The sequence below is a fragment of the Salinivibrio sp. EAGSL genome (assembly GCF_013366455.1).
In the GTDB taxonomy this organism is placed as follows: Bacteria; Pseudomonadota; Gammaproteobacteria; order Enterobacterales; family Vibrionaceae; genus Salinivibrio; species Salinivibrio costicola.
This window is the reverse complement of the sequence record NZ_JABWMG010000016.1, coordinates 55,135-81,187: the sequence shown is the minus strand read 5'-3', so window position 1 is coordinate 81,187 and position 26,053 is coordinate 55,135. Positions and strand designations below refer to the sequence as shown.

The following is a 26,053-nucleotide window of genomic DNA, read 5'->3' as shown; positions in this document are numbered from 1 at the left end:
CGGATAATAAGCGTTAAACTAGTCATAAATGGATGTTGCAATAATGAAAATAAGGTCTGAGCCCTATGAGTAAGTCGAGTCCCCACCCAAAAGATCACTTTGACGCGATCGTTATTGGTAGCGGCCCTGGCGGTGAAGGGGCCGCGATGGGTTTGTCAAAAGCAGGCAAACGCGTCGCGGTGATTGAGCGCGAAAACACGGTTGGCGGCGGATGTACCCATTGGGGCACGATTCCCTCCAAAGCGCTGCGCCACACGGTTAGCCGGATCATCGAATTTAATCAAAGTCCGATTTATACCCAAAACACCAAAAGCCTACACAGCACGTTTGCACAAATTCTAAGTCATGCCGATTCAGTGATTGGCAAACAAACGCGCATGCGCCAAGGCTTTTACGACCGCAACCAATGTACCTTGTTACATGGGAGTGCCACATTTATTGATGCACACACATTAGCGGTTCATCATAGTGATGGCAGCGCTGATACCTACACGGCTGATCACTTTGTGATAGCCACCGGCTCTCGCCCTTATCAACCGGCAGATGTTGATTTTGCTCACCCTCGTATTTACGACAGTGATTCAATTTTGTCGCTTGAGCACGACCCTCGTCATGTCATCATTTATGGTGCGGGGGTCATTGGCAGTGAATATGCCTCGATTTTTCGCGGGTTAGGGGTGAAGGTCGATTTAATCAATACACGAGACCGCTTGCTCTCCTTTTTGGATAACGAAATCTCTGATGCCTTGTCCTATCACTTTGGCAGTAGCGGCGTCATGATCCGTAACGATGAGACCTATGCAAACATTGAAGGCACGGAAGATGGGGTGGTCGTCCATCTTGAGTCAGGCAAAAAAATGAAAGCCGATTGTTTGCTCTATGCCAACGGACGCGCGGGCAATACCGACAAACTTAATCTTCAATCCGTCGGGCTGATACCGAATTCTCGCGGTCAACTTGATGTCGATAGCGAAAGCTATGCCACTGAGGTCGGTCACATCTACGCGGTCGGTGATGTCATTGGTTATCCAAGTTTAGCGAGTGCTGCCTACGACCAAGGCCGTGTGGTGGCTGAAGCCATCTGCCAAGGCAATGCCAATGTGCGCCTGATTGAACATATTCCAACTGGGATCTATACCATTCCGGAGATCAGTTCAGTGGGGAAAACCGAGCAGGAGCTCACTGCAGAAAAAGTCCCTTACGAAGTAGGCCGATCGCTTTTTAAACACCTAGCACGAGCACAAATTGCAGGGATGGATGTCGGTAGCTTAAAGATACTGTTTCACCGTGAAACACGCGAGATCCTTGGCATCCATTGCTTTGGTGAACGTGCCTCGGAAATCATTCACATTGGCCAAGCGATTTTCGAGCAAAAAGGTGAGGCAAATACCATCGATTATTTTGTCAACACTACCTTCAATTATCCCACCATGGCAGAAGCCTATCGGGTGGCGGCGCTTAATGGGCTCAATCGCTTGTTCTAGCGGCTTTGTTCTTATCCATGCAAAACGGCACCGAGAGCGGTGCCGTTGACTGTATTATCAAACACCTGCGGTGTCTCTAGCGACGTAAAATAGATGACCACGCTAGCGACTCATCACCAAGAACAATAAAGTTTGGATTTTGCAGTGAATCCCGCTCGTTATACGACAAAGGGTCAAGCTCTGTGCTGAGGATCCGTCCACCTGCTTGCTCGACGATGCATTGCGTCGCGGCGGTGTCCCACTCACCGGTCGGTCCTAAACGCAGATAACAATCTACCGCCCCTTCCGCCACTAAACAGGCTTTCAGTGCGGCTGAGCCCAAAGGGATCAAATCGTAATTAATTTCAGGCGCTAGTTTTTCCGTCACCGCATGAATATCTTGTCGACGACTGATCGCAATGGATAACGAGGTAATCGCTTCGTCGCGCTTCATGGTCGAGATGCGATGCATATCGCCATCAGGGGTGATTTTCCACGCCCCTTTATCTTGGCACGCATAATAGGTCACACCCGATACAGGCGCATAGACCACGCCCATCACCGGATGGTTGTTTTCCACCAGCGCAATAATAGTGGCAAAATCGCCACTGCCAGCGATAAATTCTTGGGTACCATCCAGTGGATCAATCAGCCAATATCGCTGCCATTGTTGGCGATCACTGAAGGGTACACCGCAATCTTCTTCCGACAATACCGGAATATCCGGCGTCAACGCAGTGAGTTTTTCCGTAATCAGCTTGTGGGCAGCTAAATCGGCGCTGGTCACCGGCGTTTGATCACTTTTGGTGATCTCTTCAAAATTACCGTCTTGATAAATATCGAGAATAACCTGGCCCGCTGAGCGGGTTATTTCAATCACATCGGGCAACAACTCAGGCAATGCCATGCCTCACCTCTCCGCTTGTAAGTACTTCAGCGCCATCATCAGTGCGGTAATACTGCGCGCTTCACAGAAATCACCATGGGTCAGTAACTCTTCCGCTTGGGCTAACGGCCAGCGAATGATCTCAAGCGGTTCGGGTTCATCACCTTCCAAGTTTTCTGGATACAAATCACGTGCCAACATCAAGGTCATACGGCTGGAAAAGTACGAAGGCGCGAGGACCACCTCTTTCAACGGGATCAATTCGCGCGCGCCCTGGCCAATTTCTTCTTTCAGCTCACGCACCGCCGCTTGCGCAGCCTCTTCCCCCGGGTCAATTAAGCCTTTCGGGAATCCCAATTCATAGCGCTCTGTCCCAGCAGCATATTCTCGGACTAATAAGAGATCGCCTGACTCGGTAACCGGCACCATCATTACCGCATTACGGCCTGAGGGTTTCATCCGCTCATAGGTACGTTCAACGCCATTGCTAAACGTGAGCGCTAACGACTCCACCTTAAACAAACGAGAAGCGGCGACGACCTGTTTCGACAGGATTTGAGGAAGTTTACGCTGCGTCATAGTGTGATTTGCCACCCTTTGCTGATATGCCAATCAGGCCTTGTTAGCCGCGAAAAGAAAAGCGATAGCGGCCTTGTTGATCTGGCGCGCCTAACCAAGATAATGGCGCCTTCATCGGCTCGGGATAGTCAGGCCCCGGCTTTAGCCATCCCGATACAGAGTATCGCCCAGACGGCGTAATTGACAATGAAAACTTATTGCTTAAAGACGCCGACTGCCCCTCACCGTGCGCGGCAATACCTTGATTTTCGCAGGATAAAGCGGCTTGCGCAGGAATATTTTCTAGCTGCCCCATCGGCAGTTGCAATGCTGCATGCTGCCATTGGATTTGCCCTTGCAATTGCTGACACCCTGATTCAGCCAAGATGGCATCGCGCAGCACCAGATCGAGTGTGCCATCAATCGCAACGCCCGGGGGCAGTGCGATAGCGCCTGTTAATAGCTGCGCGGGCGCAGACACCAACGTTTGTGACACCGTCAGTGTCGAGCCGTTAAAACCGAGGTTCCCTTTGCCTCGCAACCCGTCAGGGCTACGTACCTTAATGGCCGCTTCAAACGTCGCGCCGGTGACTAAACGATGCCACTGCACATCCCATTGCACCGGTCCTAGGGTATAATTTTGCCACCGTATTTGTTCGACTTGCCCGTGCCAAACCGTGCCATCGATTTCACCGATTTGTATCGCATCGGGCAAAGGCGCTAGACGTAATAAAGATGCAGGCGCATGCACCACAACACTGACCACAAAGACAAGCACACACCCTATGCCGAATAAGCCTTTTTTCCACATTGTTTTATCGCTCCAACTGCAGTCGATTCACCTTAACTTTGCCGGCCGTCTCTGTGGCTTCCGTGCTTAAACGCACTACGCGAATACCATGTACACTCGCCAGTTGATCTAACCAGCGGAGGAGTTGGTTAAACGGCAGCGGTTCAATCCCAAGCTGCACGCTATCTTCACCCGGTTGTAAGCGCGTAATCGTGAGGTTAAATTCCCCAGCACTGGCCGCGATGACTTGGTTTAATGGCTGTGTTCGGCTCGCAGAAGCTTGATGACCGCTTCCTGACTGCGCCCGCAGCTGCATGATTTGGGTGCGCTTTTGTTGAACGTCTCGCAACAAGCGCTGCTCGCTGGCTAGCGCGGTATTGGCCTTTTCGGCCTGAGTTTGAAGCGGGGCGATAACTCCCCAGTACAAAAGGCTAACGACCAGCACGCCACCTGCGATCAGTAATAATCGCTGCTCGCGCACACTGATCGCCTGCCACTGGGCTTGAATGCGTGCCATCATGATGGGCTCCTTAACGTAAACTCGCCACTGACTGCGTCTCCACTACGGTTCAGCTGGCCGAGCTCAGTCGCATAATGCTCGCTCAATATTCCTCGCAAACGCTCAAATTGCGCAAAGTCTCGACCTTTGGCGCGTAAAATCAACGCGTCTCGATTACCCTGATAACGCAGCGCCTGGAGCTCAAGGCCAGGCACATCATCCAGCATTGGCGCTAATTGTGCCAACCAAGGCAGTAGCGCGGAATCCTGTTGCTGCCCGGCTAGGCGGGCGATTTCAGCGTCCATTTGCCGCACCATATACGAGCGGGTTGGAATACGTTGGTATTGTGGTAACGTCTCACGAAACAAGGCTTCGCTTTGCGAGCGTAACACTTGCACCTGTTGCTGGGTGTCACGAAGTGCCAGCCATTGCTCGCCGCCCAACAACGCCATCACCATCACCAATAGCGCGGCGGTGGGGATCAGCGGCTTGAATCGCTGTTTCATCTGGCTTTGCGGCCGATAAGGGCCGGATAATAAATTGGCAGACACCGAGGTACTCTGTGCGGCCAACATACTGATAGTTGGTTCACTTTGCTGCCACTGCACCGGGAAGCCATCGATGGGCAAAGGCGACTCGGTGTGTGCGTCTTGCGCGCCATACACCTGCAGGCTGAGTATCGATGACTCGGTGTCTGCCGCGCGCGCTCCCTCGGTTTGATTGCCCGGCTGTTGCCACCAAGCTTGCGCCCAGAAGGCAAGCCATGCGCGCTGCCCAACCACACCTTGATGGGGTTGATAGCGGCACAACCACTGATCGGCCAGTGGCGCTAGCGTCAACGTTTGAGGCTGCCAAGGTAAACACAACACATCCGGGATCCACTGGCGAGCATGGATATTGGCCGCATCAAGGGCCTGCTGCCAAGCTTGCATCTGCCGATGAGCCACCACCGCGACCTGAGCGGTGTTTTCTTGGGTGTCGAGCAGGGTGACATGCACCGCCTCAACCTCATCGGCTAATGCTTCTTCCAGTAAATAGGGCACGACTTTGTCTCGTTGCCGGCGCGAGCCAGGCGGTAACGTCACCGAAGTGAGCGTCAGCCAGGTACTGTCCACCAGCACGACCACACGTCTTGTCTGTGCTTGTTCTGTTAATGCTGACAACTGCTGACAGGTGCCGGTCGTCATCACTTGGTTATCGCTGGTACGCACCTGCGCCCAATAAATGGGTTGGCTGGCATCACTGATCCTGATTATCAGTCGCTCGCTCACGCATTCCTCCGAACCGACGGCGTAAAACCGATACTTGGCCGTCGTCTTGATAGTGCAATAATGCCTGGATGTGACGTTGGGCTGAGGCCACGTGCACATCGGCGTGTAATAAAAAGTAATGGCTTGTCACGCTTAAATGCGACATCACTTGCTTGCGCGCCGCCTCATCAAAATCAGTCAGCGTCAGGGTAGCGATAAAATCGTCGACACTTTTCCAACCCGACTCAGGGCGCTCGGTCAGTACCTGTTCTGCCTGTTCAACTGACAGGGCCGGGGTAAACAACGCCGATAGCAATGCAGCCTGTTTGTCCGTTAACGTGTTCACATTCACCATCAGCTCCGCAGAGGGAATCGCACACAGCTGCGGTGATAACTGGCGAAAGACCTCAGCGTTGACCCCACGAACAGCGCGCCACTCACTGACATCGGCAATCACGGCATCAGCCGTCACGTAAGCGGGACGGACACTCTCGTAGTGAGCATCTTCCGCGCCTAACGATTGATCAAGCTGATTATTTTCATCAATATAATCGCGACTCGCTTGCGCAATCACATCGGCTTGATAACTATCGTCGACCTGGCTACCGATTAAAGCACGCAGTACGCGCACTTCATACGGCACCTCACCGCCTAACGCTGCGCCTCGCAACTGCAAACTATTTAAGTTAAAGCAGGCTTGCGCATCTTGTAAGTAACCACTAACTTTGCCACCTTGAAGCGGAAATGTCCGCGCAGACTGGGCCCAGTCCTGGTTTACATTCACCGTATCACTGTCCGATAAACTTTCGCGTAATACCGCAGAGGCAAGGGCTTCCACCGCGTTGCTGTACCAGTACACTTGCTGAAAATGGAGCTGGTTTTCCGCCCGATGGTAATTGGTAAACAATCGTGACGCCATGCTGCCAGCAATCGCTGTCATCAGCGCCATGATCATCATCACGATAAGAAGCGCCGCGCCTCGCTGTCGGGTCATTGTGCCTCCCGCTGCAGCGGCGCGGGTAACGTTTGCCCCGCCAGCAAATACGTGCGGACTAACCGCCCGTAACGCGGATGAGTAAAGCGTACTTGCACCGCTTTGGGCAAAGCATGGGCCGTGTTATAGCTTTCTTGCCAATTGCCTTCCACGTAAAATCGAAACGTGAGCGCTTTGATATCACTGAGCAAGGTGGCCACCGCTGGCTCATCACCTGCGGCCTGATCCGGATAACGCCAACGCAGGCGCTCTAAGTGACCGTCCCGTTGTCGGTAGCCAACCGCGACGACTTCACCGCGAGGAAAACGCGCTTGCGGGTTAATCCAACCGGTACGCGTAAAACGCATACCCATTTCCTCACTTTGGAGAACATCGCGTCCGGCAATCAGCAGTCGCTCGGTCGGTGTTTGACCGTCGATACGCTGACGACGCGCGGCCATTTGACGAAAGTCACTGTCCATGATCACTAACGCACGTTGCAACCGCTGCAAGGTTTCGCCGACTTCACGCGATTGCACATTGCTGCGTTGTACGGTTTGTAGCACTTGATAAGCCGTCAGGCTGATACTGGCAAATACCACCAACGCCAACAAGACTTCAAGCAACGTAAATCCCTTTTCAGCGCGTCTCGACATACGTCCTCACGGTCACCAATGGGTTATCGCTCTGCTCAGCGGCCGACACCGACAGATCCACCGCTCGCAGTTGGCCGGTTTCGGTCGCCACCGGCGTAAGTTGCCATTGCCATTGCTGACCGGCCATCTCAGTGGTCCCTTGCGTCGCCTTTTCTGGCACGTCAGCCCTGAGCACGACTTCAGCAAGTTGGTTATCCGCCACCATAGCCGCTAAGGTTTTTTGCTCTAAACGCCCTAGCGAACGGGTATGCTGGCCCGTCGCCTTCATGACACTGAGCGCGGCAATGGCAAAAATGGCCACCGCCACCAATACCTCAAGCAAAGTCATGCCCTTTTGGGGGCTTGGCGTCTTGCCATGCATCAGCGGTCCTCCACCCGTTGCCAAGTAAACTGTGCCAGCTCATTGGCTTTAAGCTGCCAAGCGGCCCGGCCATCTACGTCGATTCGTAAGGTAAAAGGGGTGAGTTCACCATTGGGCAATAACCAGATCTGTGGTGGGGCCACGGGCTGTTCACCCTCGTCATCAAACAGGTTCTCAAACAGAGGCTTATCTTCGAACAAGCGGTCTTGTTGCTGCCAACCAAAGCCGTCCATGGTGAGAGAAAACCGGCTTTGCGCTGGCAAGGTCCCTTGGGTTGCCCAGCGTTCACTGCGCACGGGGCGCCACTTGTCTTCCCCCAATGTTAACAGCTGATAATCATGCTCATTGATGCGCACGCCATACGTTCGCCCCTCGAGCCAGCTTTGCTCGGCCCATAGCTTCATCCGCTGGTGTAACGCTTGCCCCGCTTCTTGCGCGCGGGTATCGGCAGGCTCTGGCCACACCATCACCACACCAGAGGCACTGACAGCGATAATGACCACCACCAGTAAGATCTCAAGGAGGGTAAAACCTGCCGCTTGGCGCATCTTATTGCAGCTCGTTAAGGTTCCAGTTGCCGATGTCTTGGTTGACACCGTCGCCCCCTTCTTGGCCATCCGCGCCTAACGAGAAAATATCAATCACCCCATGTTCACCTGGGCTGACATAGCGATAATCGTTATTCCATGGGTCCTGTGGCAAGCGCTTAATGTAGCCTTGATCCGGATAGCTGCGCGGTACCGGCTCACTTTGCGGTTTGTTCACTAACGCGTCTAAGCCTTGATCGGTGGTGGGATATTGGTTGTTATCCAGTTTGTACATGTCCAGAGCATTTTCAAGCGCACTGACATCAGCAATCGCCTTTTTGACCGCGGCTTTATCTTTATTACCGAGCAAATTGGGGGCGACAAAGCTTGCTAATAAGCCAATAATCACCACCACGACCATCACTTCGAGCAGGGTAAAACCGTGTTGACGACGCATCTTGTTCTCCTTATTTATCATTATAAAATTACAATCCGACCATATCGTTCATGGCAATAATCGGCATCAAGGTGGCCACGACAATAAAAAGCACCAATCCTGCCATTAATACGATCATCAACGGGCCGAATATACCTAGTGCCACATTCACTTGGGCTTCAAAATCTTTATCTTGGTTATCCGCGGCACGAGAGAGCATGGGCTCAAGATCACCACTGCGTTCACCACTGGCAATCATGTGCAGCATCATGGGAGGAAATAAGCGCGACTGATCCAAAGCGACACGCAAACTGGCACCTTCCCGCACTTTATCCGCAGCTTCCAATACGCGCATGCGGACGTATTGATTACTCATCACTTGCGCGGCGACTTTCATCCCATCTAATAACGGGATGGCACTGGCCGTGCATATTGCCAAGGTACGCGCAAAACGGGATGTATTCAGGCCGCGAGCCACCCGGCCAATTACCGGCAAGGACAGTATTTTTTTATCCCACACTAAGCGTCGCTGCGTATCCTTAAGCAAGGCTCGGATACTGACACCGATAAGGATCAGTGCGCTCACCACCCAACCCCCCCAGTCGGTAATAAAATCACTGGCGTTCAATAGAAATTGGGTGGATGCCGGCAGCGCCTGACCGGTTTGAACAAATTGACCGACAATATCAGGCACCACGGTGGCCAGTAAAAAGGCGACAATCACCACCGAAAAGAAGGTGAGAATGGCGGGATACAACATGGCTTGTAACAACGTGGACTGAATGCGCTGACGGTTCTCAACATAATCAGCCAAGCGTGATAATACGGTGGATAAATACCCCGCTTTTTCACCGGCAGCAATCATCGCTCGGTAGAGTTCATTAAACACCTGTGGGTAATCGGCTAGCGCATCAGCCAAGGTGTACCCTTCCATCACTCGCGCTCGAACACTGGTCATCATGCTGCCTATTCGCGGTTTTTCCGCTTGCTCTGCCACTGCTTTTAAGCACTCTTCAAGTGGCATAGAGGCATCGATTAAGGTCGCCAATTGGCGGGTGATCAACGACAGCTCTTGTGTACGAATACCGCGGTTTCGTTGACTGAACAGTGGCTGCGACGCCGATGCCTTTTGGTTGGCTCGTTGACGACGCGTAGCATTGACGTCGAGCGGGGTAAAGCCTTTGTCACGCAGCTGCTGACGCGCTTGTCGTGCAGTATCGGCCTCAATCACCCCTTTACGCTTACGCCCTCGCGCGTCTAACGCTTGATAGTCAAATGCGCCCATTAGCCCTCCTTGGTGACACGAATCACTTCTTCAAGGGTGGTTTGCCCTTGCAGCACTTTGGTTAGGCCGTCATAGCGAATACTCGGACTTTGCGCACGCACGGCTTCTTCTATCGCATGCTCGCCCGCATCATGATGGATAAGCGCTTGCACCTTCTCGTCGACTGTCAGCAATTCATGAATCCCGGTTCGGCCTCGGTAGCCCTTGTGGTGACAGTGTTCACAGCCATCCGCTTTATAGAGCGTGATCGCCTCGCCGGGGCTCGCCAAGCCTAGCTCGACAAATAACGGCTGCTGCGAGCTATCGGCTTGATAAGGGATACGGCACCGTGGACATAAGGTGCGGACCAAGCGCTGCGCCAGCACGCCGAGTAACGAGGAGGACAACAAGAAAGGCTCAATGCCCATATCACGTAAGCGTGTCACCGCGCCAATCGCCGTGTTGGTGTGCAGTGTCGACATCACTAAGTGACCGGTCAGTGAGGCTTGTACGGCGATTTGTGCGGTTTCTAAGTCTCGAATTTCACCCACCATCACCACGTCAGGATCTTGACGCAACATAGCGCGCAACCCTCGCGCAAAGGTCATATCGACTTTGGGATTGACTTGGGTCTGACCGATACCCGCCAGATCAAATTCGATCGGATCTTCCACGGTGAGGATATTGCGATCCTCACTGTTAATGGTTTGTAATCCAGCATACAAGGTCGTGGATTTCCCTGACCCCGTCGGGCCGGTGACGAGCAAAATACCATGAGGTTTGTGAATCAGTGCGCGAAAATCTTGGTGCAAGCTGGGCACCATGCCCAACTGCGCGAGATCCAGTTGGACGGCGTTCTTATCCAGCAAACGCATGACGACACGTTCGCCGTGAGACGAGGGCATGGTCGACACCCGCACATCCACCGCTCGCCCACCAATACGGACCGAAATACGCCCATCTTGTGGGACCCGTTTTTCGGCAATATCCAGTTTTGCCATCACTTTGACGCGAGACACTAATAAGGGGGCCAACTTGCGGCTGGGGGATAGAACGTCACGCAGCACCCCGTCAACGCGAAAACGGATCGATAACGCATGCTCAAAGGTTTCGATATGAATGTCAGACGCGCTTTCTTTAATCGCTTCGCCTAACATGGCGTTAATCAACTTAATGATCGGCGCATCGTCTTCCGATTCAAGCAAGTCTTCACTTTGCGGCAGCTCTTCGGCCAACGAGAAAAAGTCGTCGCTGTCAGCATCCGCACCAATGTCAGCCATTAGCTGTTGTGCATCGGCGCTGTCTCTTTGATAAAGGCGAGTCAGATGGTGCTCAAAGTCAGCATCCGACACCCATTCCGGGGCGATATCCGTACCCAGAACACGTTGCACCTCCACCAAGGTCTGCGGTGTTACCGACGCTAAACACAATAAACGCGGGGTGTCGTTATCGGCCAATACCACCACACCGTGACGACGCGCAAAGCCAAAGGGTAACTGCCAGGTTGTCACCGGTTCAGCCGCTAGCGCCGCAGCACGCTCATTCATCCTTCTAACTCCGCTTGTAGCATACGTACTTCGGCCGGCATCACCGCTTCGCTGTTGTAATCAGGCAGGACCGGTTTTTCGGCGTCAGGCATCAGCTTAACGCCATCTTGGGCGCGCTGTAATTGCTCGGCGCGGATATAGTTGTATTTGCGTTGAGTCACCCCGTCTGCGGTCAAACCGGTACGAATAATGGTCGGCTTAATAAACAGCATCAGGTTTTTCTTTTCGGTTTCGGTCGAGGTCGACTTAAACAAGTGCCCTAAAATAGGAATATCCCCCAACAGTGGCACCTTGGATTCACTTTCGACCGTTCGTTCGTCAATCAAGCCACTTAATACAATCATTTGTTGGTCGCCGACCATCACTGATGTATTCAGTTGACGTTTACCAAAGCGCACATCCACCGCGCCACTGGCGCCAAGCACGTTCGAGACTTCTTGCTCAATATCGAGCAACACCGCGGAGCCTTCATTGATTTGCGGGGTGACTTTCAGCTTGATCCCCACATCTTTACGCTCAACGGTTTGGAAGGGGTTGTCGTTATTCGAGCCCGTTTGCGAGCCGGTGATCACAGGGACTTCTTCACCGACAATAAACGAGGCTTCTTGGTTATCGAGCACCATCAAATTGGGCGACGACAAAATATTCGACTCGTTTTTCGACGCCACCGCGGTCACCAAGGCGGTCCAATCGCCCATGACTACGCCGGCAGCCAAGCCATTTAATCCACCTAATACATTGTTTAATGCCGAGTAATCGCCCGACTCGGTAATCGGAACATTGTACGGAGTACCATCATCCCGATAGCGTACTTCAGTACGAGTAGTATCTTCCGCTGCTTTCTGTCCTGTGAGGTAACTGGTAACACCCACCCCTGCGTTATTAAACTGAATCCCGCCGTTTTCAAGCGATCCCCACTGTACGCCGAGGTTCGCCCCATCGGATTCCGACATTTCGACGATTAAGGCTTCAATCAACACTTGTGCGCGGCGAATATCGAGCTGAGAAATCACGCTCTCAAGGGTTTTTAAAATATCAGGTGGCGCGGTGATCACCAGCGAGTTAGTGCCTTGGTGCGAGGAAATTTGTACCGCTTGATCATTTACGCTCGGTTGGTTTTTCTTCTCTTTTTCTTTTAACAGATTATCGGAGACGCCTTGTAATACATCTACGACGTCTTCCGCTTTCGCATAGCGCAGATAAATCACCCGGCTGTTGCCGGTCGTCGCCATTTCTTGGTCGAGTTGTCGGATAAGTTCAATCACGCGCTCACGGACTTTGGGCTCGCCAGAAACCAACACCGCATTCAGGCGCTCGTCCGCAACAATACGTGGTTCTAAAAGCTCAGGGCGGGTGTTGGCGTTGTCTCGCTTATTGAGGGTGTCGACGATCCGTACCATTTCCGCGGCTGACGCGTGGTCAAGGCGGACCACTTCCACTTTTTTATCGCCTGCTTGATCGACACGCTGAATAATATCGGTGAGCCGATTCACCACCGCGGCACGACCGGTGATCATAATGACATTGGCAGGATCATAGTGCACCACGTTCCCTGCCCCCGCATTATTGATCAGCTGACGCAACAAAGGGGATAGCTCGCGCACCGAGACATTTTTTACGGCAATCACGCGCGTCACGACTTCGTCACCGACCACGTTATCGCCTTCTCCAACCACGGGAACGGGCGAGGTTTTCGCATCTTTGTCGCGAACAACTTTAACAATCCCATTTTCCATCTCAACCACCGCAAAGCCATACACTTCGAGCACGTTAAGGAAAAATTGGTAGTACTGTTCATCGTCTAACGTATTGTAACTGCGTACATTAATGGTGCCGCGTACCGAGGGATCAACGATAATGGTTTTCTCGAGGTTGCGCCCTACAATTTCGATAAACTCTTGAATGTTCGTGCCTTTAAACGAGGCACTAAATTCTGCCGCTCCCGCCGGTAGGCCAGAGAAAAGCAGACTTGCGGCCATCAGATAGGGGATCAGTCGTTGCTTTACGTTCACGTCACACTCCTAAAGCCGCACGGGGCGGTTGTGGTAATTTATAGTTGAATCGAAATGTCATGTTGCTGCCCTTGTCGCTCGACGACTAAATCAAGCGTGCCCTGTTGTTGAATGCGATTGAGAATATCGGGAAGCGCCACCGAACGGCTCAGTGTTAGACCGTTAATAGCGACGGCGATATCACCCGGCTGTAACCCCGATTGCTCAAATAACACCGGATTTTTTCCTGGTGTAAGACGAAAACCTTTTAACTGTTTGGCATCGCCGACCTGCGCTAACTGGACATAATCAAATAACCGCTGAGGATTGCTGGCAAGCTGTCGCGCTAAGTCGGCAGGCCAGTCAGGGCTGGTCTGCCTTGAGATTGGCGTCGGCTTTGGGGGCGTATGGTTACCCTCAGAAGAAGAGAACACGGTTTGCGGTGTACTGTCGGCCTCCACACCCGGCATCAACAAGGCTTCACGACGCGTGCCTTGACGAAGGATAACGCGATCGGACAAGACTTGATCGACACTGACCTGGGTACCTTTAACTTGCTCACCCACACCATAGGTTGCTTGTTGACCACCGTTAGCAATCACCGCTAATGCCCGAGCAGGCTGATTGGAAGCCACCACGCCGACTAAAGTAAGCTGTAAACGGGTCTCAGGCACTTGGCTAACCGACTGCTGGCGCTGTTGCGCGGAAGCTTGGAATCGACCAAATAACTGGGCATTAATCGCGGGCGCCAATGAAAAGGCCCCCTTACTGGCGACTTGGCTCGTCACAACCTGACTACTCGACGGCAAGATAGGTGCCGCGGGAGGCGTGTAGACATGCCACACCAGCCGCCCAATAAGCCAAGCCAGTAAAAGTACTAGCCCACCGTTTAGGCACAGCAGTACCCGACCGCGTGTCAGTGCAGACATCGAGATTGTTCGTTGAGGGCTTCCTGCCTGGATCATCCTTTTAAAACCAATTAATGACACCACATGCCTATTGATGGCCTTTTTCGCCATTAGATTCCACGATTAGATTACGAAAAGCTGGACATACTAGCAAAAACACATTGTGATCTTGAGAATTTTTCATTTATAGCGTGTTTATTTTACCGAAGTCGCAGCGATGACGGGAGGATGAGCTCTGATGCTGTGATACTGCTCTAAAGTAAATTTTATGCTAATGTCGCCGATCCAGATTGCGCAGGAGTTGAGGGATGAAAAAAAGCAAATCAGCACCTTTGACAGCGGTCAGGTTAGATAAATGGCTGTGGGCCGCTCGCTTTTATAAAACACGCTCTATTGCTCGCAATATGATCGATGGGGGCAAGGTGCACTACAATGGTCAACGTGCCAAGCCAAGCAGAATGGTCGAGGTTGGGGCTGAAATACGCTTGCGCCAAGGCCATGATGAAAGAACCATCGCTGTTTTAGCGTTATCGGAGCAACGTCAAGGCGCGCCGATCGCGCAAACCTTGTATCAAGAAACCGACACGAGCCTAAAGAAACGTGAGCACGAGACGGAAATGCGTCGCTTAAATGCCCATAATCCACGTCCCGATGGACGACCGGATAAAAAGCAACGCCGAGATATTCGTAAGTTTAAACAAGGCATAGACTAAGGCCGAAAGTCGCGCCATTGCCGGAGAGAGATTGCATGTCAAACGATCAATTACACCGTTACCTATTCGAAGATGTGTCTGTGCGTGGTGAGCTAGTCAAGCTCGACGAAACCTATCAACGCATCCTGGAGAATCAAAATTTTCCAGCCCCGGTGAATGCTTTACTGGGTGAAATGTTGGCCGCCACCAGCCTGCTTACCGCAACACTCAAATTTAATGGCTCAATCACGGTGCAATTGCAGGGAGATGGTCCTGTGTCGCTGGCGGTCATTAATGGTGATCACCATCAGCAACTGCGCGGCACCGCGCGGGTGAAAGGTGACGTCAAAGAGGATGCGACCTTGCCAGAAATGATGGGCAAGGGCCAACTGGTCATTACCATTGAGCCTGTCGATGGCGAGCGCTATCAAGGCATTGTTGGCTTAGAGTCGGATCATTTACAAGGTTGCTTGGAAGATTACTTCGCACGCTCAGAGCAGTTAATGACCCGTCTTTGGTTACGCACGGGAGAGGTTGACGGCAAGCCGCATGCGGCCGGTATGATGTTGCAAGTGTTGCCTGACGATAAAGGCGACGAAGGCGACTTTGATCACCTTGCCCAGCTGACTGAAACGATTAAAAATGATGAACTTTTCAGCCTCAGCGCCAAAGATGTCTTATACCGTCTGTACCATCAAGAGAAAGTCACCCTGTATCCGGCACAAGATGTGGTGTTTAAATGCAGTTGCTCCCGTGAACGCAGTGCCGGTGCTATTGCCGCGATTGAGCGCAGTGAAGTCGACAAAATGGTCGCGGAAATGGGTACGATCCATTTGCACTGTGATTACTGTGGCACTGACTATGCGTTCGATAGCGTTGATGTGGCGGCAATTTTTGAGCAAAACGCCAGCTCCTCCTCTCAAATGCAATAACCACGTGCTACATTTTTAGCGCTTCGAAGTAAATAAGCTTGACCAAGCTCAAAAGCCAGCACAACGCTGGCTTTTTTCTTATTCCTTCCCGACTTAACTCACATTTTTCTGCGCGTTATTTTTGTACAAACAATAATAGGTCTTTGGGTAGCGCAAACGTTTAACTAAGCGTTACCATGTCTATGACATGGCAGCTGGTGGTCCGTACCCTACAATCACAATAACCCCAGTCTGTCGTCATCTATGGAGTCAGTTCCTGAATCTATATTTCAGGTTGCTAGCACAAAGACAGTTAACACCATCTTACCTCAAGGAGCACCTATGACTGTCCTGAACGTCGAATCTGAGGTCGCTGACATCGATCTTTCCCGTTATGGTCTGGAAAATGTCAAAGAAGTCATCCGTAACCCCTCATATGAGCAGTTGTTCGAAGAAGAAACCAAACCTGGGCTGGAAGGCTACGAAAAAGGCGTAGTGACCGAACTCGGCGCGGTGTCGGTAGACACGGGTATTTTTACCGGCCGCTCTCCCAAAGATAAGTACATTGTTCGTGATGACACCACGCGCGATACCCTGTGGTGGTCGGATCAAGGCAAAAACGATAATAAACCGATCGATCAAGCGGTATGGAATGATCTCAAGGCACTGGTCACACAACAACTCTCTAATAAACGCCTGTTTGTCGTTGATGGCTATTGCGGTGCCAACCCCAACACACGATTACGTATTCGCGTGATCACCGAAGTGGCTTGGCAGGCGCACTTCGTCAAAAATATGTTTATTCGTCCAACCGAGGAAGAGCTTAAAGATTTCGAGCCCGACTTTGTGGTGATGAATGGTGCCAAATGCGTGAACAACCAATGGCGTGAACACGGCCTAAACTCAGAAAACTTTACCGTTTTCAACCTCACCGAACGGATGCAGCTTATTGGCGGTACTTGGTATGGCGGTGAAATGAAAAAAGGCATGTTCGCGATGATGAACTACTTCTTGCCGTTGCAAGATGTCGCATCGATGCATTGCTCCGCCAACATGGGCAAAGATGGCGACGTTGCCATCTTCTTCGGGCTATCTGGAACCGGGAAAACCACACTCTCCACCGATCCTAAGCGCCAGCTTATCGGTGACGATGAACATGGTTGGGACGATCAGGGCGTCTTTAACTTTGAAGGGGGCTGCTATGCCAAAACCATCAAGTTATCTAAAGAGGCTGAGCCAGATATCTATAACGCCATCCGCCGTGATGCGTTATTAGAAAACGTCACCGTCCGTGGCGACGGCCGCATCGATTTTGACGATAATTCGAAGACAGAAAACACCCGCGTGTCATACCCCATTTATCATATCGATAATATTGTGAAGCCGGTCTCAAAAGGCGGCCATGCCAACAAGGTGATTTTCTTGTCTGCGGATGCATTCGGCATACTTCCACCGGTGTCTAAATTGACGCCTGAACAAACCAAGTACCATTTCTTATCTGGTTTTACCGCGAAGTTAGCAGGTACCGAGCGCGGCATTACTGAACCCACGCCTGCTTTCTCAGCGGCCTTTGGCGCGGCATTTTTGACCTTGCACCCCACCAAGTATGCGGAAGTATTGGTCAAGCGCATGGAGGCGGCAGGGACTGAAGCCTATCTGGTCAATACAGGCTGGAATGGCTCAGGCAAGCGGATATCCATCAAAGATACCCGCGCGATCATCGACGCGATTTTAGACGGCTCGATCGAAAAAGCCGACACCAAGGTAATTCCAATCTTTAATTTGGAAGTTCCTGTCTCGCTAGACGAAGTGAGCGACGGCATTCTTGACCCGCGTGATACCTATGTTGACCCGCTGCAATGGGAAAGCAAAGCGAAAGACCTGGCCACACGCTTTATCGATAACTTCGATAAATACACAGATACCGAAGAAGGCGCAGCCTTGGTCGCTGCAGGTCCACAGTTAGACTAACCCCTAGCCCCATATTGCTGATGCGATATGGGGCGCTATTCCTCAGGGTGACTGGTTGACTGGTTGAAGTTTGGCAACTTTTGCGCCAATCTTACTGCTACTCGTTGCCTGATAGGATTCATTCATGCGCATCCTGGCCAAACTCTTTGCCAGCTTTTTTATCCTAATCATAATCTCACTGTCAGTGATTTTTGTGTTGCTCCATACGCGACACGCCATCCAGGTTTTCACTGCCCTTATCACCCCTATACTGCCAGGCACCTTAACGGCAGAACAGGTGGACTATCACTGGCAACGCCCGCTTCACCTCACTCTGACGCAACCGAATTACCAATATGGCCATCAACACTGGCAGGCCAATACGGCGCGTGTACAGTTCTCTGTCGAGCGATGGTCTCACCTGCAATGGGTAAGGATTGACGGTCTAAGCCTTGACCTGACCGATCGGGCCATAACGTCTCTCGATATGCTACCGGCGACGCTTACCATTGGTCGTGTCCTTTTTAATGATCTTTCCCTGCAAGGACAAGGCTGGCAAGCGCAGCAAGTCAGCGCTCAGCTCGATGATTGGCACAAAGGACAAGCCCCCTTAGGATCAGTTCGCGGCCGCGCGCAATGGGAGGCCAAACAAGTCGACTGGCATGGGCTACAAGCCTCCCGACTTTTAGTCGATGCCACACCAGCGCCTAACGGTTGGCAATTCCGCGGCGTGTCTTTTGAGTGGCAAGGTGCCGCGATCAGCGCCCAAGGCCATTGGCAGCCAGGTGCGCTCGCCTTAACCCAGTTAACCCTGAGCGATGTCATTATCGACGGGGAAGACACGTATCAACGCGTGTCCAACGCCTTATTGCAATGGCCCCACACAACCACGTTAACCATCGACCGTACTGATATTCGCCAACTCAGTGCCGAAACCGAACAGTTTTCGGTGAATGGCCTCACCTTATCGGCCGAGCACATCACCATTGCGCCAAAGACGCCTTGGTGGCAACAGCCTAAGCTGCGTGCATCATTCAACGCTGACTATATCCGCTGGCACACGCAGACTTGGGATCAACCGCTTGGGGATATTGAACGTCACGGCGAAAGCTGGGTGATCCATCAGTTGACCAGTCAATGGCAAGAAGGATTTGTCGGGCTATCCGGGCACTTTTCTAAGCGTCATTGGCAGATTGATAAGCTACAAGCCAATAACCTGACACTCAGTCACGCAGTGCTTTCTCCGCTGATGGCGGCACTCCCGGAGTGGCCAGAGACACTGTTCATTGACGACGTATCACTGAAACATAATCAATGGCTGGCCTTATCGCCGCAGTTTCCTATCAAAATCAGTGGCATTGATGTTAATGGACGCGCATTGCAGCTATCCCCGTTCAAACAATGGCGCTTAACCGATGGCAGTTTAACCGCCAGCGCAAGCCACGCCAGCATCAATCAGCATTGGCTGGCTGAGCCCTATTTGCGCCTCGATGCCGATCAAGGGAAATTAACCCTCCAGCAGCTATTACTGGGCTTCCCTGATGGCCAACTGGCTGTATCGGGCGCCTGGGACTTAAGCGCCCCCAGTCAACCCTGGTCACTGCTTGTGGATGGGTTACAAATTCCGCTCTCTGTTTATCAAGACTGGTTTGATTGGCCCCTCCCCCTGACAGGGTTTCATGATATTGAGGCAAAGTGGTCAGGGCTGGCAGCGGATCGAGAAAGCTTCAATGTGGGGCTCAATGGCGAGATGGATATCACCTTCTTAGATGCAAAAACCCATGCAGACTCAGAAACAAATTGGGCCACACAAATAAGCGCTTGGCTGCAACAGCCAAGCCCCAAGAAGGACAAACAACAGACTTTCCCGTTTGAGACTTTATCCATTGATGCTGATCGCGGCCAACTGACCGGCGCACTGCAAGGCGAGACACGCTTATCCATCCAGTGGCCGATTTATCGCACGGACGCCCCACGCATTCGTTAGCGTAACAAGGCCAACTGAGGGGCAGGTTGTGCGGTAGCGCCATCATCCGAGGGGAGCAGGACATAGGTGCCGGTAAACACACCGGCTTTTTCATCACCACTGAAAAAATCGACTTCTAACGTCACACGGGCACGGCGTCCGTTTTCTAATCGATCGAGCTCGCCACTAAGGTTATCGAGTGACACACTCGCCCGGGGCCGTTCTGCAACCGGACGACGGTAGCGAATATGGCTATCCGCTAGGACAATATCCGCGCTGAGTTGGCGCTCTTTCATCAAGAGCCATACCATACCCCAACCGGTTAACGTCGCAAGGCTGAAAATACTGCCCGCAAACATGGTTTGGCGAGGGTTTAAATTGGCGTTTAAATTGGCGCTCACTTCAAAGCTGTAGCCAGTGAACTGGCTAATTTTGACCCCCATTTTGTCGCTAATCGGAATGTGTGCTTGCCAACGCTGCTGAAGCTCGGTGCACCACTCGGGACGGCGAACCACATCCGATAACGGATCCAAGGGTTTAACCATCTGCTGATGACGTATCGGTCCTCGCTCGTCACTCAGATCGCCCTGACGGAGGAAATCGTGTTGCGCATAAAAGCTCACCGCCTCTTCACGCGCACTGCACACCAGACGCTTAGCGCCCTCTTCCCGCGCCAACGACTCTAACGCCATGAGCACTAAGGCCCCTAAACCACGATTACGATAATCTGGTGACACCGCCATATATCGGATTTGGCCGTCATTGTCTGGGGTTAAGTACAAGCGTCCAATCGCGACCGGCGCGTCATCACTGTCTACGATCATACGATGGCACGCATTAACATCATACGCATCACGCTCTGAACCACGCGGCGCATGCCATGGCTCTCTTAACATCCGATAACGAAAATCATAATAACGCGCTAGCTCTTGTTCTGTACGCGGGGTAACGATTCTAAACATGCCTGTCTCTCCTTGTGAGGCGCGTGGTTATACCTGAAGCCAGAAAGTCACAGGACCATCATTAACGAGGCTTACTTTCATGTCGGCGGCGAATTGACCCGTTTGCGTTTTTAACCCTGCACGCTGGCAATCCTGACAAAATACCGTGTACAAACGTTCTGCTTCATCAGGCGATGCCCCCGAGAAGCTCGGCCGCATTCCCTTTTTGTGTCGGCAGCCAGGGTAAACTGCGATATCACCAACAATTCACCGCCGTGCTGCGACACATTGACATTCATTTTGCCATTATCGTCTTCAAACACACGATAACCTCTGACTTTATGCGCCAGTTTCGCGGCATCCGCATCGGTGTCGCCCTTTTCGACGCCCAGAAGCACCACCAGCCCTTTCCCTATCGCACCGAGGATCTCACCGTCGACAGTGACATTGGCTTCACTCACGCGTTGAATTAGGGCAATCATAAGGCGCCTCCGCTTGATTGATTAAAGGATGGGATGGCTCAGCCAAACCGGCTGACTGATTGTTAACCGCTGGCGAGGTGCCATTTGGGCACCAAGTCTCCGACTCTCTTAAAGTCGCGGTAACTTGTGCGCCGAATAATACAATACACCAGCTAAAATACACCCATACAAACAGAATGGGCACCACGGCCAGGGCACCGTAAATTAATTGATACGAGGGAAAGTGGGCAACATATAGCGCGAATACTTTTTTACTTAGCTCAAATAACACACTCGCCACAGCCGCACCGACCAAGGCATGGCGAAGGCGCACGCGAGTATTGGGGACCAGGGTATACAACCCCATAAAGGTGAGCGTGGTTAAAAGAAAAGGCAGGATTCGGAGTAAGGTGGTAAACAAATCATTCGCCAGCCCTGTTTGTAATAACGACAAAGACGTTAAGTAAGAGCTCAGCGCGATGCTAGTACCAATCAAAATAGGCCCTAACGTGAGCACCATCCAATAGATTGAGAACGCAATCATCATCGGCCGTTTGGTCTGAATTTTAAACGTGTGGTTCAAACTTTTGTCGATCGCCGAGATCAGCATAATCGCGACCACAAACAAAAAACTGACCCCAACAGCGGTCATCTTACCGGCGTTAGCAACAAATTGGTTGAGATAGCGTGCCACCACCTCACCGGCGGCGGGAACAAAATTATTGATCACAAATGTTTGTAAGGTATCACCCACTTGAGAAAATCCCGGGAAACTCGAAAAAGCAGACAACACGACAGTGACTAAGGGGACCAAAGAAAGCAGCGTGACATACGCCATATAACCGGCACTCACCGTGAGCCTGTCTTCGCCCATACGCTGCCACAAATGCGTGAGCATCGCTTTCAACCAATTACGGCTGTCACGCCACGTTTTCTGATTTAGCGTCCCAATTATGCGCATCCTTCCACCTTTATCTTGTGCCCGTTTTACGCGTAATGAGTGTACATGATTTACTTCTCGCTCGCTGCGATCAAAAAAAGGCACCTAACGGTGCCTTTAATCTTGGGACAGAATCTGGTGAGTCAGTCACATGATGATATAACGCGATTAACCTTTACGACCAGCGCGCTTGCGGTCTGTCTCAGTCAACAGCTTTTTACGAATACGGATGCTTTCTGGCGTAACTTCAACCAGCTCATCGTCATCAATAAACTCAAGCGCTTGCTCCAAGGTATACTTGATCGCTGGGCTCAATACCTGCGCCTCATCGGTACCCGAGGCACGCACGTTAGTCAATTGCTTACCTTTCAGACAGTTAACCGTCAAGTCATTGGCGCGGTTATGAATACCGATAACTTGACCTTCGTACACTTCATCACCGTGTTCAGCAAACAAGCGACCACGGCCTTGTAGGTTAAACAAGGCATAAGTCAGTGCCTTACCTGCGGCGTTTGAGATCAATACACCGTTGATACGTTGGCCAATATCACCCCCTTTGAATTTACCGTAATGGTCAAAGGTATGATAAATCAGGCCCGAACCAGAGGTCAGGGTTAAGAACTCGGTTTGGAAACCAATTAAACCCCGTGATGGCATCACAAAGTCCATGCGTACACGGCCTTTACCGTCTGGGAGCATGTTGCTCAGCTCGCCTTTACGCAGACCGATGCTTTCCATAACGCCACCTTGGTGCTCTTCGAGCACGTCAATGGTCACGGTTTCAAACGGTTCAAATTTCTCACCGTTTTCTTCTTTGATGATCACTTCAGGGCGAGATACGGCAAGCTCAAAGCCTTCGCGACGCATATTCTCGATAAGGATCGACAAGTGCAATTCGCCACGACCTGATACACGGAATTTATCCGGGTTCTCGGTCTCTTCAACACGCAGCGCCACGTTGTGGACCAGCTCTTTTTGCAAACGCTCAAGGATATTACGTGACGTCACGTACTTACCTTCTAGGCCGGCGAACGGCGAGGTATTGACTTGGAACGTCATGGTCACAGTTGGCTCATCAACGGTCAGTGCGGGGAGCGCTTCAACGTTGCTTGGATCACAGATGGTGTCTGAAATCTTTAGCTCGCCCAGACCCGTAATAGCAATAATGTCGCCCGCTGAGGCTTCATCGACATCAGTACGGTCAAGGCCGAGGTAACCCAAGACGCTACCTACCTTACCATTGCGCTTGCTGCCATCGGCACTGATGATGGTCACTTGCTGGTTCGGTTTCACCGAGCCACGCGTAATTCGACCCACGCCGATAACACCGACATAGGCGTTATAATCAAGCTGAGACACCTGCATTTGCAATGGCGTAGTAATGTCGACGTCAGGCGCATCGACGTTGTCCACGATCGCGTTGAACAACGGCTCCATATCGTCGCCTTCGGTCCCTTCATCTAGGCTCGCCCAACCGTTTAGCGCTGATGCGTAAACCACTTGGAAGTCTAACTGTTCGTCCGTGGCACCCAAGGTGTCAAACAGATCGAAAACTTGGTCCATCACCCAGTCAGGGCGTGCACCCGGACGGTCAATTTTGTTGATAACCAAAATCGGCTTCAGGCCGTGAGCGAAGGCTTTTTGGGTCACAAAGCGGGTTTGTGGCATCGGACCATCAACGGCATCAACCACCAATAAGACCGAATCAACCATCGACATGATACGCTCAACTTCACCACCGAAATCGGCGTGCCCTGGGGTATCAACGATGTTAATTCGATAATCATTCCAGTTAATGGCGGTGTTTTTCGCCAAAATGGTGATGCCACGCTCTTTCTCAATATCATTTGAGTCCATGACACGCTCTTCCACCTCACCGCGGGAAGCCAGCGTACCGGATTGCTGAAGCAGCTTATCCACTAGCGTGGTTTTACCGTGGTCAACGTGGGCAATAATGGCGATATTTCTTAATTTATCTGTTTGTATTTTGGTCATGGACTCTCTTTTTCACTCGTTAGACGCGGCGCGTGTCGAACCTGACACGCTGAGACAGCGTATACTAGCACGACGGGGCCACCATCTGATTAAAAAAACGGCCGTAATGTACCAGATTTTGTCGCAAAACCCACCTTATTCTGTGAATCAGCTCACCATCAAAGTGGCTTGACTGCTGTCTAGTTGGTCATTTGTTAAGCAAATACAAGGATTCACCGGTCTTCGAGCAAACATGAATTTTTAAAGACGGCCCACACTCTCAATACCGATTGTCTGCTAAAAAGAAGAGGGGGATGGGGTTGCACCCATGTCGTGCACAAACATCTGCACCACCTTCGCCCCTTGCACTATGATTGAGCATGTGCGCACAATAATGGTGCAACCCGCTCTCGTTTGACGAGCACTGAGCGGCATTTTTACCCGCCGAGCCTGCTATGGCGTGGTTTTAAATTGTTGGCACAGTTTTCGCTTTGTCATGCAGCAAGGAGCCAACTCGCTATTTACCTAATTTGACACCGGAGGTTATTTCACATGTCAGTAGAAAATGTGCTCGCACTTATCCAAGAAAACGAGGTGAAATTCATCGACCTGCGCTTTACCGATACCAAAGGTAAAGAGCAGCATGTTTCCATCCCCTCTCATCAAGTGGACGATGACTTCTTTGAAGAAGGCAAAATGTTTGACGGTTCATCCGTGGCGGGCTGGAAAGGGATCAACGAATCAGACATGGTCATGATGCCAGATGCAAGTTCGGCCGTGCTTGACCCCTTTACCGAAGAAAGCACCTTGAATATTCGCTGTGATATTCTAGAGCCGTCTACAATGCAAGGGTATGATCGTGACCCACGTTCCATTGCTAAACGCGCTGAAGATTTCATGCGCTCAACGGGGATCGCAGATACCGTTCTAATTGGGCCTGAACCCGAGTTTTTCCTCTTTGATGACGTGAAATTCGCCACCGATATGGCCGGCTCTTTTTACAAAATCGATGACGTCGAAGCGAGCTGGAACTCAGGCACCGCACTGGAAGGCGGTAACAAAGGCCACCGTCCAGGCGTTAAAGGTGGCTATTTCCCTGTTGCACCGGTCGATTCGTCACAAGATATCCGCTCGGCCATGTCATTGGTCATGGAAGAGATGGGCTTAGTGGTTGAAGCGCACCACCATGAAGTGGCAACGGCTGGCCAAAACGAAATTGCGACCCGCTTTAACACCTTGACCACTAAAGCGGACGAAATTCAGATCTATAAATATGTGGTGCACAACGTCGCACACGCCTTTGGTAAGACGGCGACCTTTATGCCGAAACCACTGGTGGGCGATAATGGCTCAGGCATGCACGTTCACCAATCACTGGCCAAAGATGGTCAAAACCTCTTTGCAGGTGATAAATACGGTGGCCTATCTGAAACAGCACTTTATTACATTGGTGGTGTGATTAAGCACGCTCGAGCCATTAACGCCTTTGCCAACGCGTCAACCAACTCGTATAAGCGCCTGGTTCCTGGGTTTGAAGCGCCGGTCATGCTGGCTTATTCTGCGCGTAACCGCTCTGCGTCAATTCGTATCCCAGTGGTGCCTAGCCCGAAAGCGCGCCGTATTGAGCTCCGTTTTGCCGATCCAACCGCGAACCCTTATTTGTGCTTTGCTTCGATGCTGATGGCCGGCCTTGACGGTATCAAAAACAAGATTCATCCAGGCGATGCCATGGACAAAGACTTGTATGATCTCCCGGCTGAAGAAGCGGCAGAAATTCCGACGGTAGCGGAGTCCCTTAAAGAAGCTCTACAGGCGCTGGATGCTGACCGCGAATTCTTGACCGCAGGTGGCGTGTTCTCAGACGACTTTATCGACTCATACATCAAACTGAAAAGCGAAGATGTTGAGCGTATTCAAATGACAACGCACCCAGTTGAGTTTGAGCTTTACTATTCGGTGTAACGACTCGTCACGCTGAACATTGAAAATGCAGCCCACCTCGCAGGTGGGCTTTTTTATGCTTGGCGACTGTATGTACCCACTTACAATGCTCCGCAGGGGATCACGCAAACCTAGGGGGCTGTGATGCGTGGGTTAGGTGCTCGTTGG

23 protein-coding genes and 1 pseudogene are annotated in these 26,053 nt (G+C 51.7%); 6 read left to right on the top strand and 18 right to left on the bottom strand.

The window, feature by feature from the left end:
* Positions 1-65: 65 nt before the first annotated feature.
* Positions 66-1,484 (top strand): Si-specific NAD(P)(+) transhydrogenase, encoded by a 1,419-nt coding sequence (gene sthA / locus HLG76_RS11115; protein WP_077647218.1) that lies wholly within the window; start codon positions 66-68, stop codon positions 1,482-1,484.
* Between the two features lie 76 nt (positions 1,485-1,560).
* Here sthA and cysQ read toward each other — a convergent pair whose 3' ends face one another.
* From cysQ to gspC, 14 genes are all read right to left on the bottom strand, one after another.
* Positions 1,561-2,370: a 3'(2'),5'-bisphosphate nucleotidase CysQ gene (gene cysQ, locus HLG76_RS11110; RefSeq protein ID WP_175993659.1), complete on the bottom strand. Its 810-nt coding sequence runs from the start codon at positions 2,368-2,370 to the stop codon at positions 1,561-1,563.
* 3 nt (positions 2,371-2,373) lie between these two features.
* Positions 2,374-2,928, bottom strand: coding sequence for an ADP compounds hydrolase NudE (gene nudE / locus HLG76_RS11105; protein WP_175993658.1), 555 nt, complete (start codon positions 2,926-2,928; stop codon positions 2,374-2,376).
* Between the two features lie 43 nt (positions 2,929-2,971).
* Positions 2,972-3,718, bottom strand: a complete 747-nt coding sequence (locus HLG76_RS11100; RefSeq protein ID WP_175993657.1) for a type II secretion system protein N — start codon at positions 3,716-3,718, stop codon at positions 2,972-2,974.
* 4 nt (positions 3,719-3,722) lie between these two features.
* Positions 3,723-4,217: a type II secretion system protein GspM gene (gene gspM / locus HLG76_RS11095; protein ID WP_021022559.1), complete on the bottom strand. Its 495-nt coding sequence runs from the start codon at positions 4,215-4,217 to the stop codon at positions 3,723-3,725.
* On the bottom strand, positions 4,214-5,467 hold the full coding sequence (gene gspL, locus HLG76_RS11090; RefSeq protein WP_175993656.1) for a type II secretion system protein GspL: 1,254 nt from the start codon (positions 5,465-5,467) through the stop codon (positions 4,214-4,216). The genes gspM and gspL overlap by 4 nt, the downstream gene beginning before the upstream one ends.
* Positions 5,436-6,440: a type II secretion system minor pseudopilin GspK gene (gspK, locus tag HLG76_RS11085; protein ID WP_021022561.1), complete on the bottom strand. Its 1,005-nt coding sequence runs from the start codon at positions 6,438-6,440 to the stop codon at positions 5,436-5,438. Before gspK ends, gspL begins: the two co-directional genes overlap by 32 nt.
* Complete coding sequence (gene gspJ / locus HLG76_RS11080) at positions 6,437-7,075, bottom strand: type II secretion system minor pseudopilin GspJ (protein ID WP_077661373.1); 639 nt, start codon at positions 7,073-7,075, stop codon at positions 6,437-6,439. Before gspJ ends, gspK begins: the two co-directional genes overlap by 4 nt.
* Positions 7,059-7,436: a type II secretion system minor pseudopilin GspI gene (gspI, locus tag HLG76_RS11075; RefSeq protein ID WP_021022563.1), complete on the bottom strand. Its 378-nt coding sequence runs from the start codon at positions 7,434-7,436 to the stop codon at positions 7,059-7,061. The genes gspJ and gspI overlap by 17 nt, the downstream gene beginning before the upstream one ends.
* Positions 7,436-7,984, bottom strand: coding sequence for a type II secretion system minor pseudopilin GspH (gene gspH / locus HLG76_RS11070; protein ID WP_158011803.1), 549 nt, complete (start codon positions 7,982-7,984; stop codon positions 7,436-7,438). Before gspH ends, gspI begins: the two co-directional genes overlap by 1 nt.
* Position 7,985: 1 nt before the next feature.
* The gene (gene gspG, locus HLG76_RS11065; RefSeq protein ID WP_033379158.1) at positions 7,986-8,441 is read right to left on the bottom strand and encodes a type II secretion system major pseudopilin GspG; all 456 of its coding nucleotides are present in this window, start codon (positions 8,439-8,441) and stop codon (positions 7,986-7,988) included.
* 7 nt (positions 8,442-8,448) lie between these two features.
* Entirely contained in the window at positions 8,449-9,684 is a 1,236-nt protein-coding gene (gene gspF / locus HLG76_RS11060; protein ID WP_175993655.1) for a type II secretion system inner membrane protein GspF, read from the bottom strand.
* Positions 9,684-11,210 carry a type II secretion system ATPase GspE gene (gene gspE / locus HLG76_RS11055; RefSeq protein WP_175993654.1) on the bottom strand — a complete coding sequence of 509 codons (1,527 nt, stop codon included), beginning with the start codon at positions 11,208-11,210 and terminating at the stop codon, positions 9,684-9,686. Before gspE ends, gspF begins: the two co-directional genes overlap by 1 nt.
* Positions 11,207-13,189 carry a type II secretion system secretin GspD gene (gene gspD, locus HLG76_RS11050; RefSeq protein ID WP_033379160.1) on the bottom strand — a complete coding sequence of 661 codons (1,983 nt, stop codon included), beginning with the start codon at positions 13,187-13,189 and terminating at the stop codon, positions 11,207-11,209. Before gspD ends, gspE begins: the two co-directional genes overlap by 4 nt.
* Positions 13,190-13,260: 71 nt before the next feature.
* On the bottom strand, positions 13,261-14,130 hold the full coding sequence (gspC, locus tag HLG76_RS11045) for a type II secretion system protein GspC (protein WP_158011348.1): 870 nt from the start codon (positions 14,128-14,130) through the stop codon (positions 13,261-13,263).
* Positions 14,131-14,417: 287 nt separating this feature from the next.
* Between gspC and hslR the strand changes: the two genes are divergently transcribed.
* The 4 genes from hslR to HLG76_RS11025 all read left to right on the top strand — a co-directional run bounded on the left by hslR (position 14,418) and on the right by HLG76_RS11025 (position 19,649).
* Positions 14,418-14,822 carry a ribosome-associated heat shock protein Hsp15 gene (hslR, locus tag HLG76_RS11040; protein WP_021022570.1) on the top strand — a complete coding sequence of 135 codons (405 nt, stop codon included), beginning with the start codon at positions 14,418-14,420 and terminating at the stop codon, positions 14,820-14,822.
* A gap of 35 nt (positions 14,823-14,857) precedes the next feature.
* Positions 14,858-15,733, top strand: coding sequence for an Hsp33 family molecular chaperone HslO (hslO, locus tag HLG76_RS11035; protein WP_021022571.1), 876 nt, complete (start codon positions 14,858-14,860; stop codon positions 15,731-15,733).
* Positions 15,734-16,054: 321 nt separating this feature from the next.
* Positions 16,055-17,683: a phosphoenolpyruvate carboxykinase (ATP) gene (pckA, locus tag HLG76_RS11030; protein ID WP_021022572.1), complete on the top strand. Its 1,629-nt coding sequence runs from the start codon at positions 16,055-16,057 to the stop codon at positions 17,681-17,683.
* 124 nt (positions 17,684-17,807) lie between these two features.
* Positions 17,808-19,649, top strand: a complete 1,842-nt coding sequence (locus HLG76_RS11025) for an AsmA family protein (RefSeq protein WP_175993653.1) — start codon at positions 17,808-17,810, stop codon at positions 19,647-19,649.
* Here HLG76_RS11025 and HLG76_RS11020 read toward each other — a convergent pair.
* The 4 genes and pseudogenes from HLG76_RS11020 to typA form a co-directional block, all read right to left on the bottom strand.
* Positions 19,646-20,590 (bottom strand): bifunctional GNAT family N-acetyltransferase/hotdog fold thioesterase, encoded by a 945-nt coding sequence (locus tag HLG76_RS11020; protein ID WP_021022574.1) that lies wholly within the window; start codon positions 20,588-20,590, stop codon positions 19,646-19,648. The two genes, HLG76_RS11025 and HLG76_RS11020, sit on opposite strands and share 4 nt — an antisense overlap.
* 27 nt (positions 20,591-20,617) lie before the next feature.
* Positions 20,618-21,051 (bottom strand): annotated as a pseudogene (dtd, locus tag HLG76_RS11015) (D-aminoacyl-tRNA deacylase).
* Complete coding sequence (locus HLG76_RS11010) at positions 21,023-21,991, bottom strand: virulence factor BrkB family protein (protein WP_175993652.1); 969 nt, start codon at positions 21,989-21,991, stop codon at positions 21,023-21,025. The pseudogene dtd and the gene HLG76_RS11010 overlap by 29 nt, the downstream one beginning before the upstream one ends.
* A 147-nt stretch (positions 21,992-22,138) precedes the next feature.
* Positions 22,139-23,965 carry a translational GTPase TypA gene (typA, locus tag HLG76_RS11005; RefSeq protein WP_077577228.1) on the bottom strand — a complete coding sequence of 609 codons (1,827 nt, stop codon included), beginning with the start codon at positions 23,963-23,965 and terminating at the stop codon, positions 22,139-22,141.
* 531 nt (positions 23,966-24,496) lie between these two features.
* Here typA and glnA point away from each other — a divergent pair.
* Positions 24,497-25,906, top strand: coding sequence for a glutamate--ammonia ligase (gene glnA, locus HLG76_RS11000; RefSeq protein ID WP_077461674.1), 1,410 nt, complete (start codon positions 24,497-24,499; stop codon positions 25,904-25,906).
* Positions 25,907-26,053: the final 147 nt, after the last annotated feature.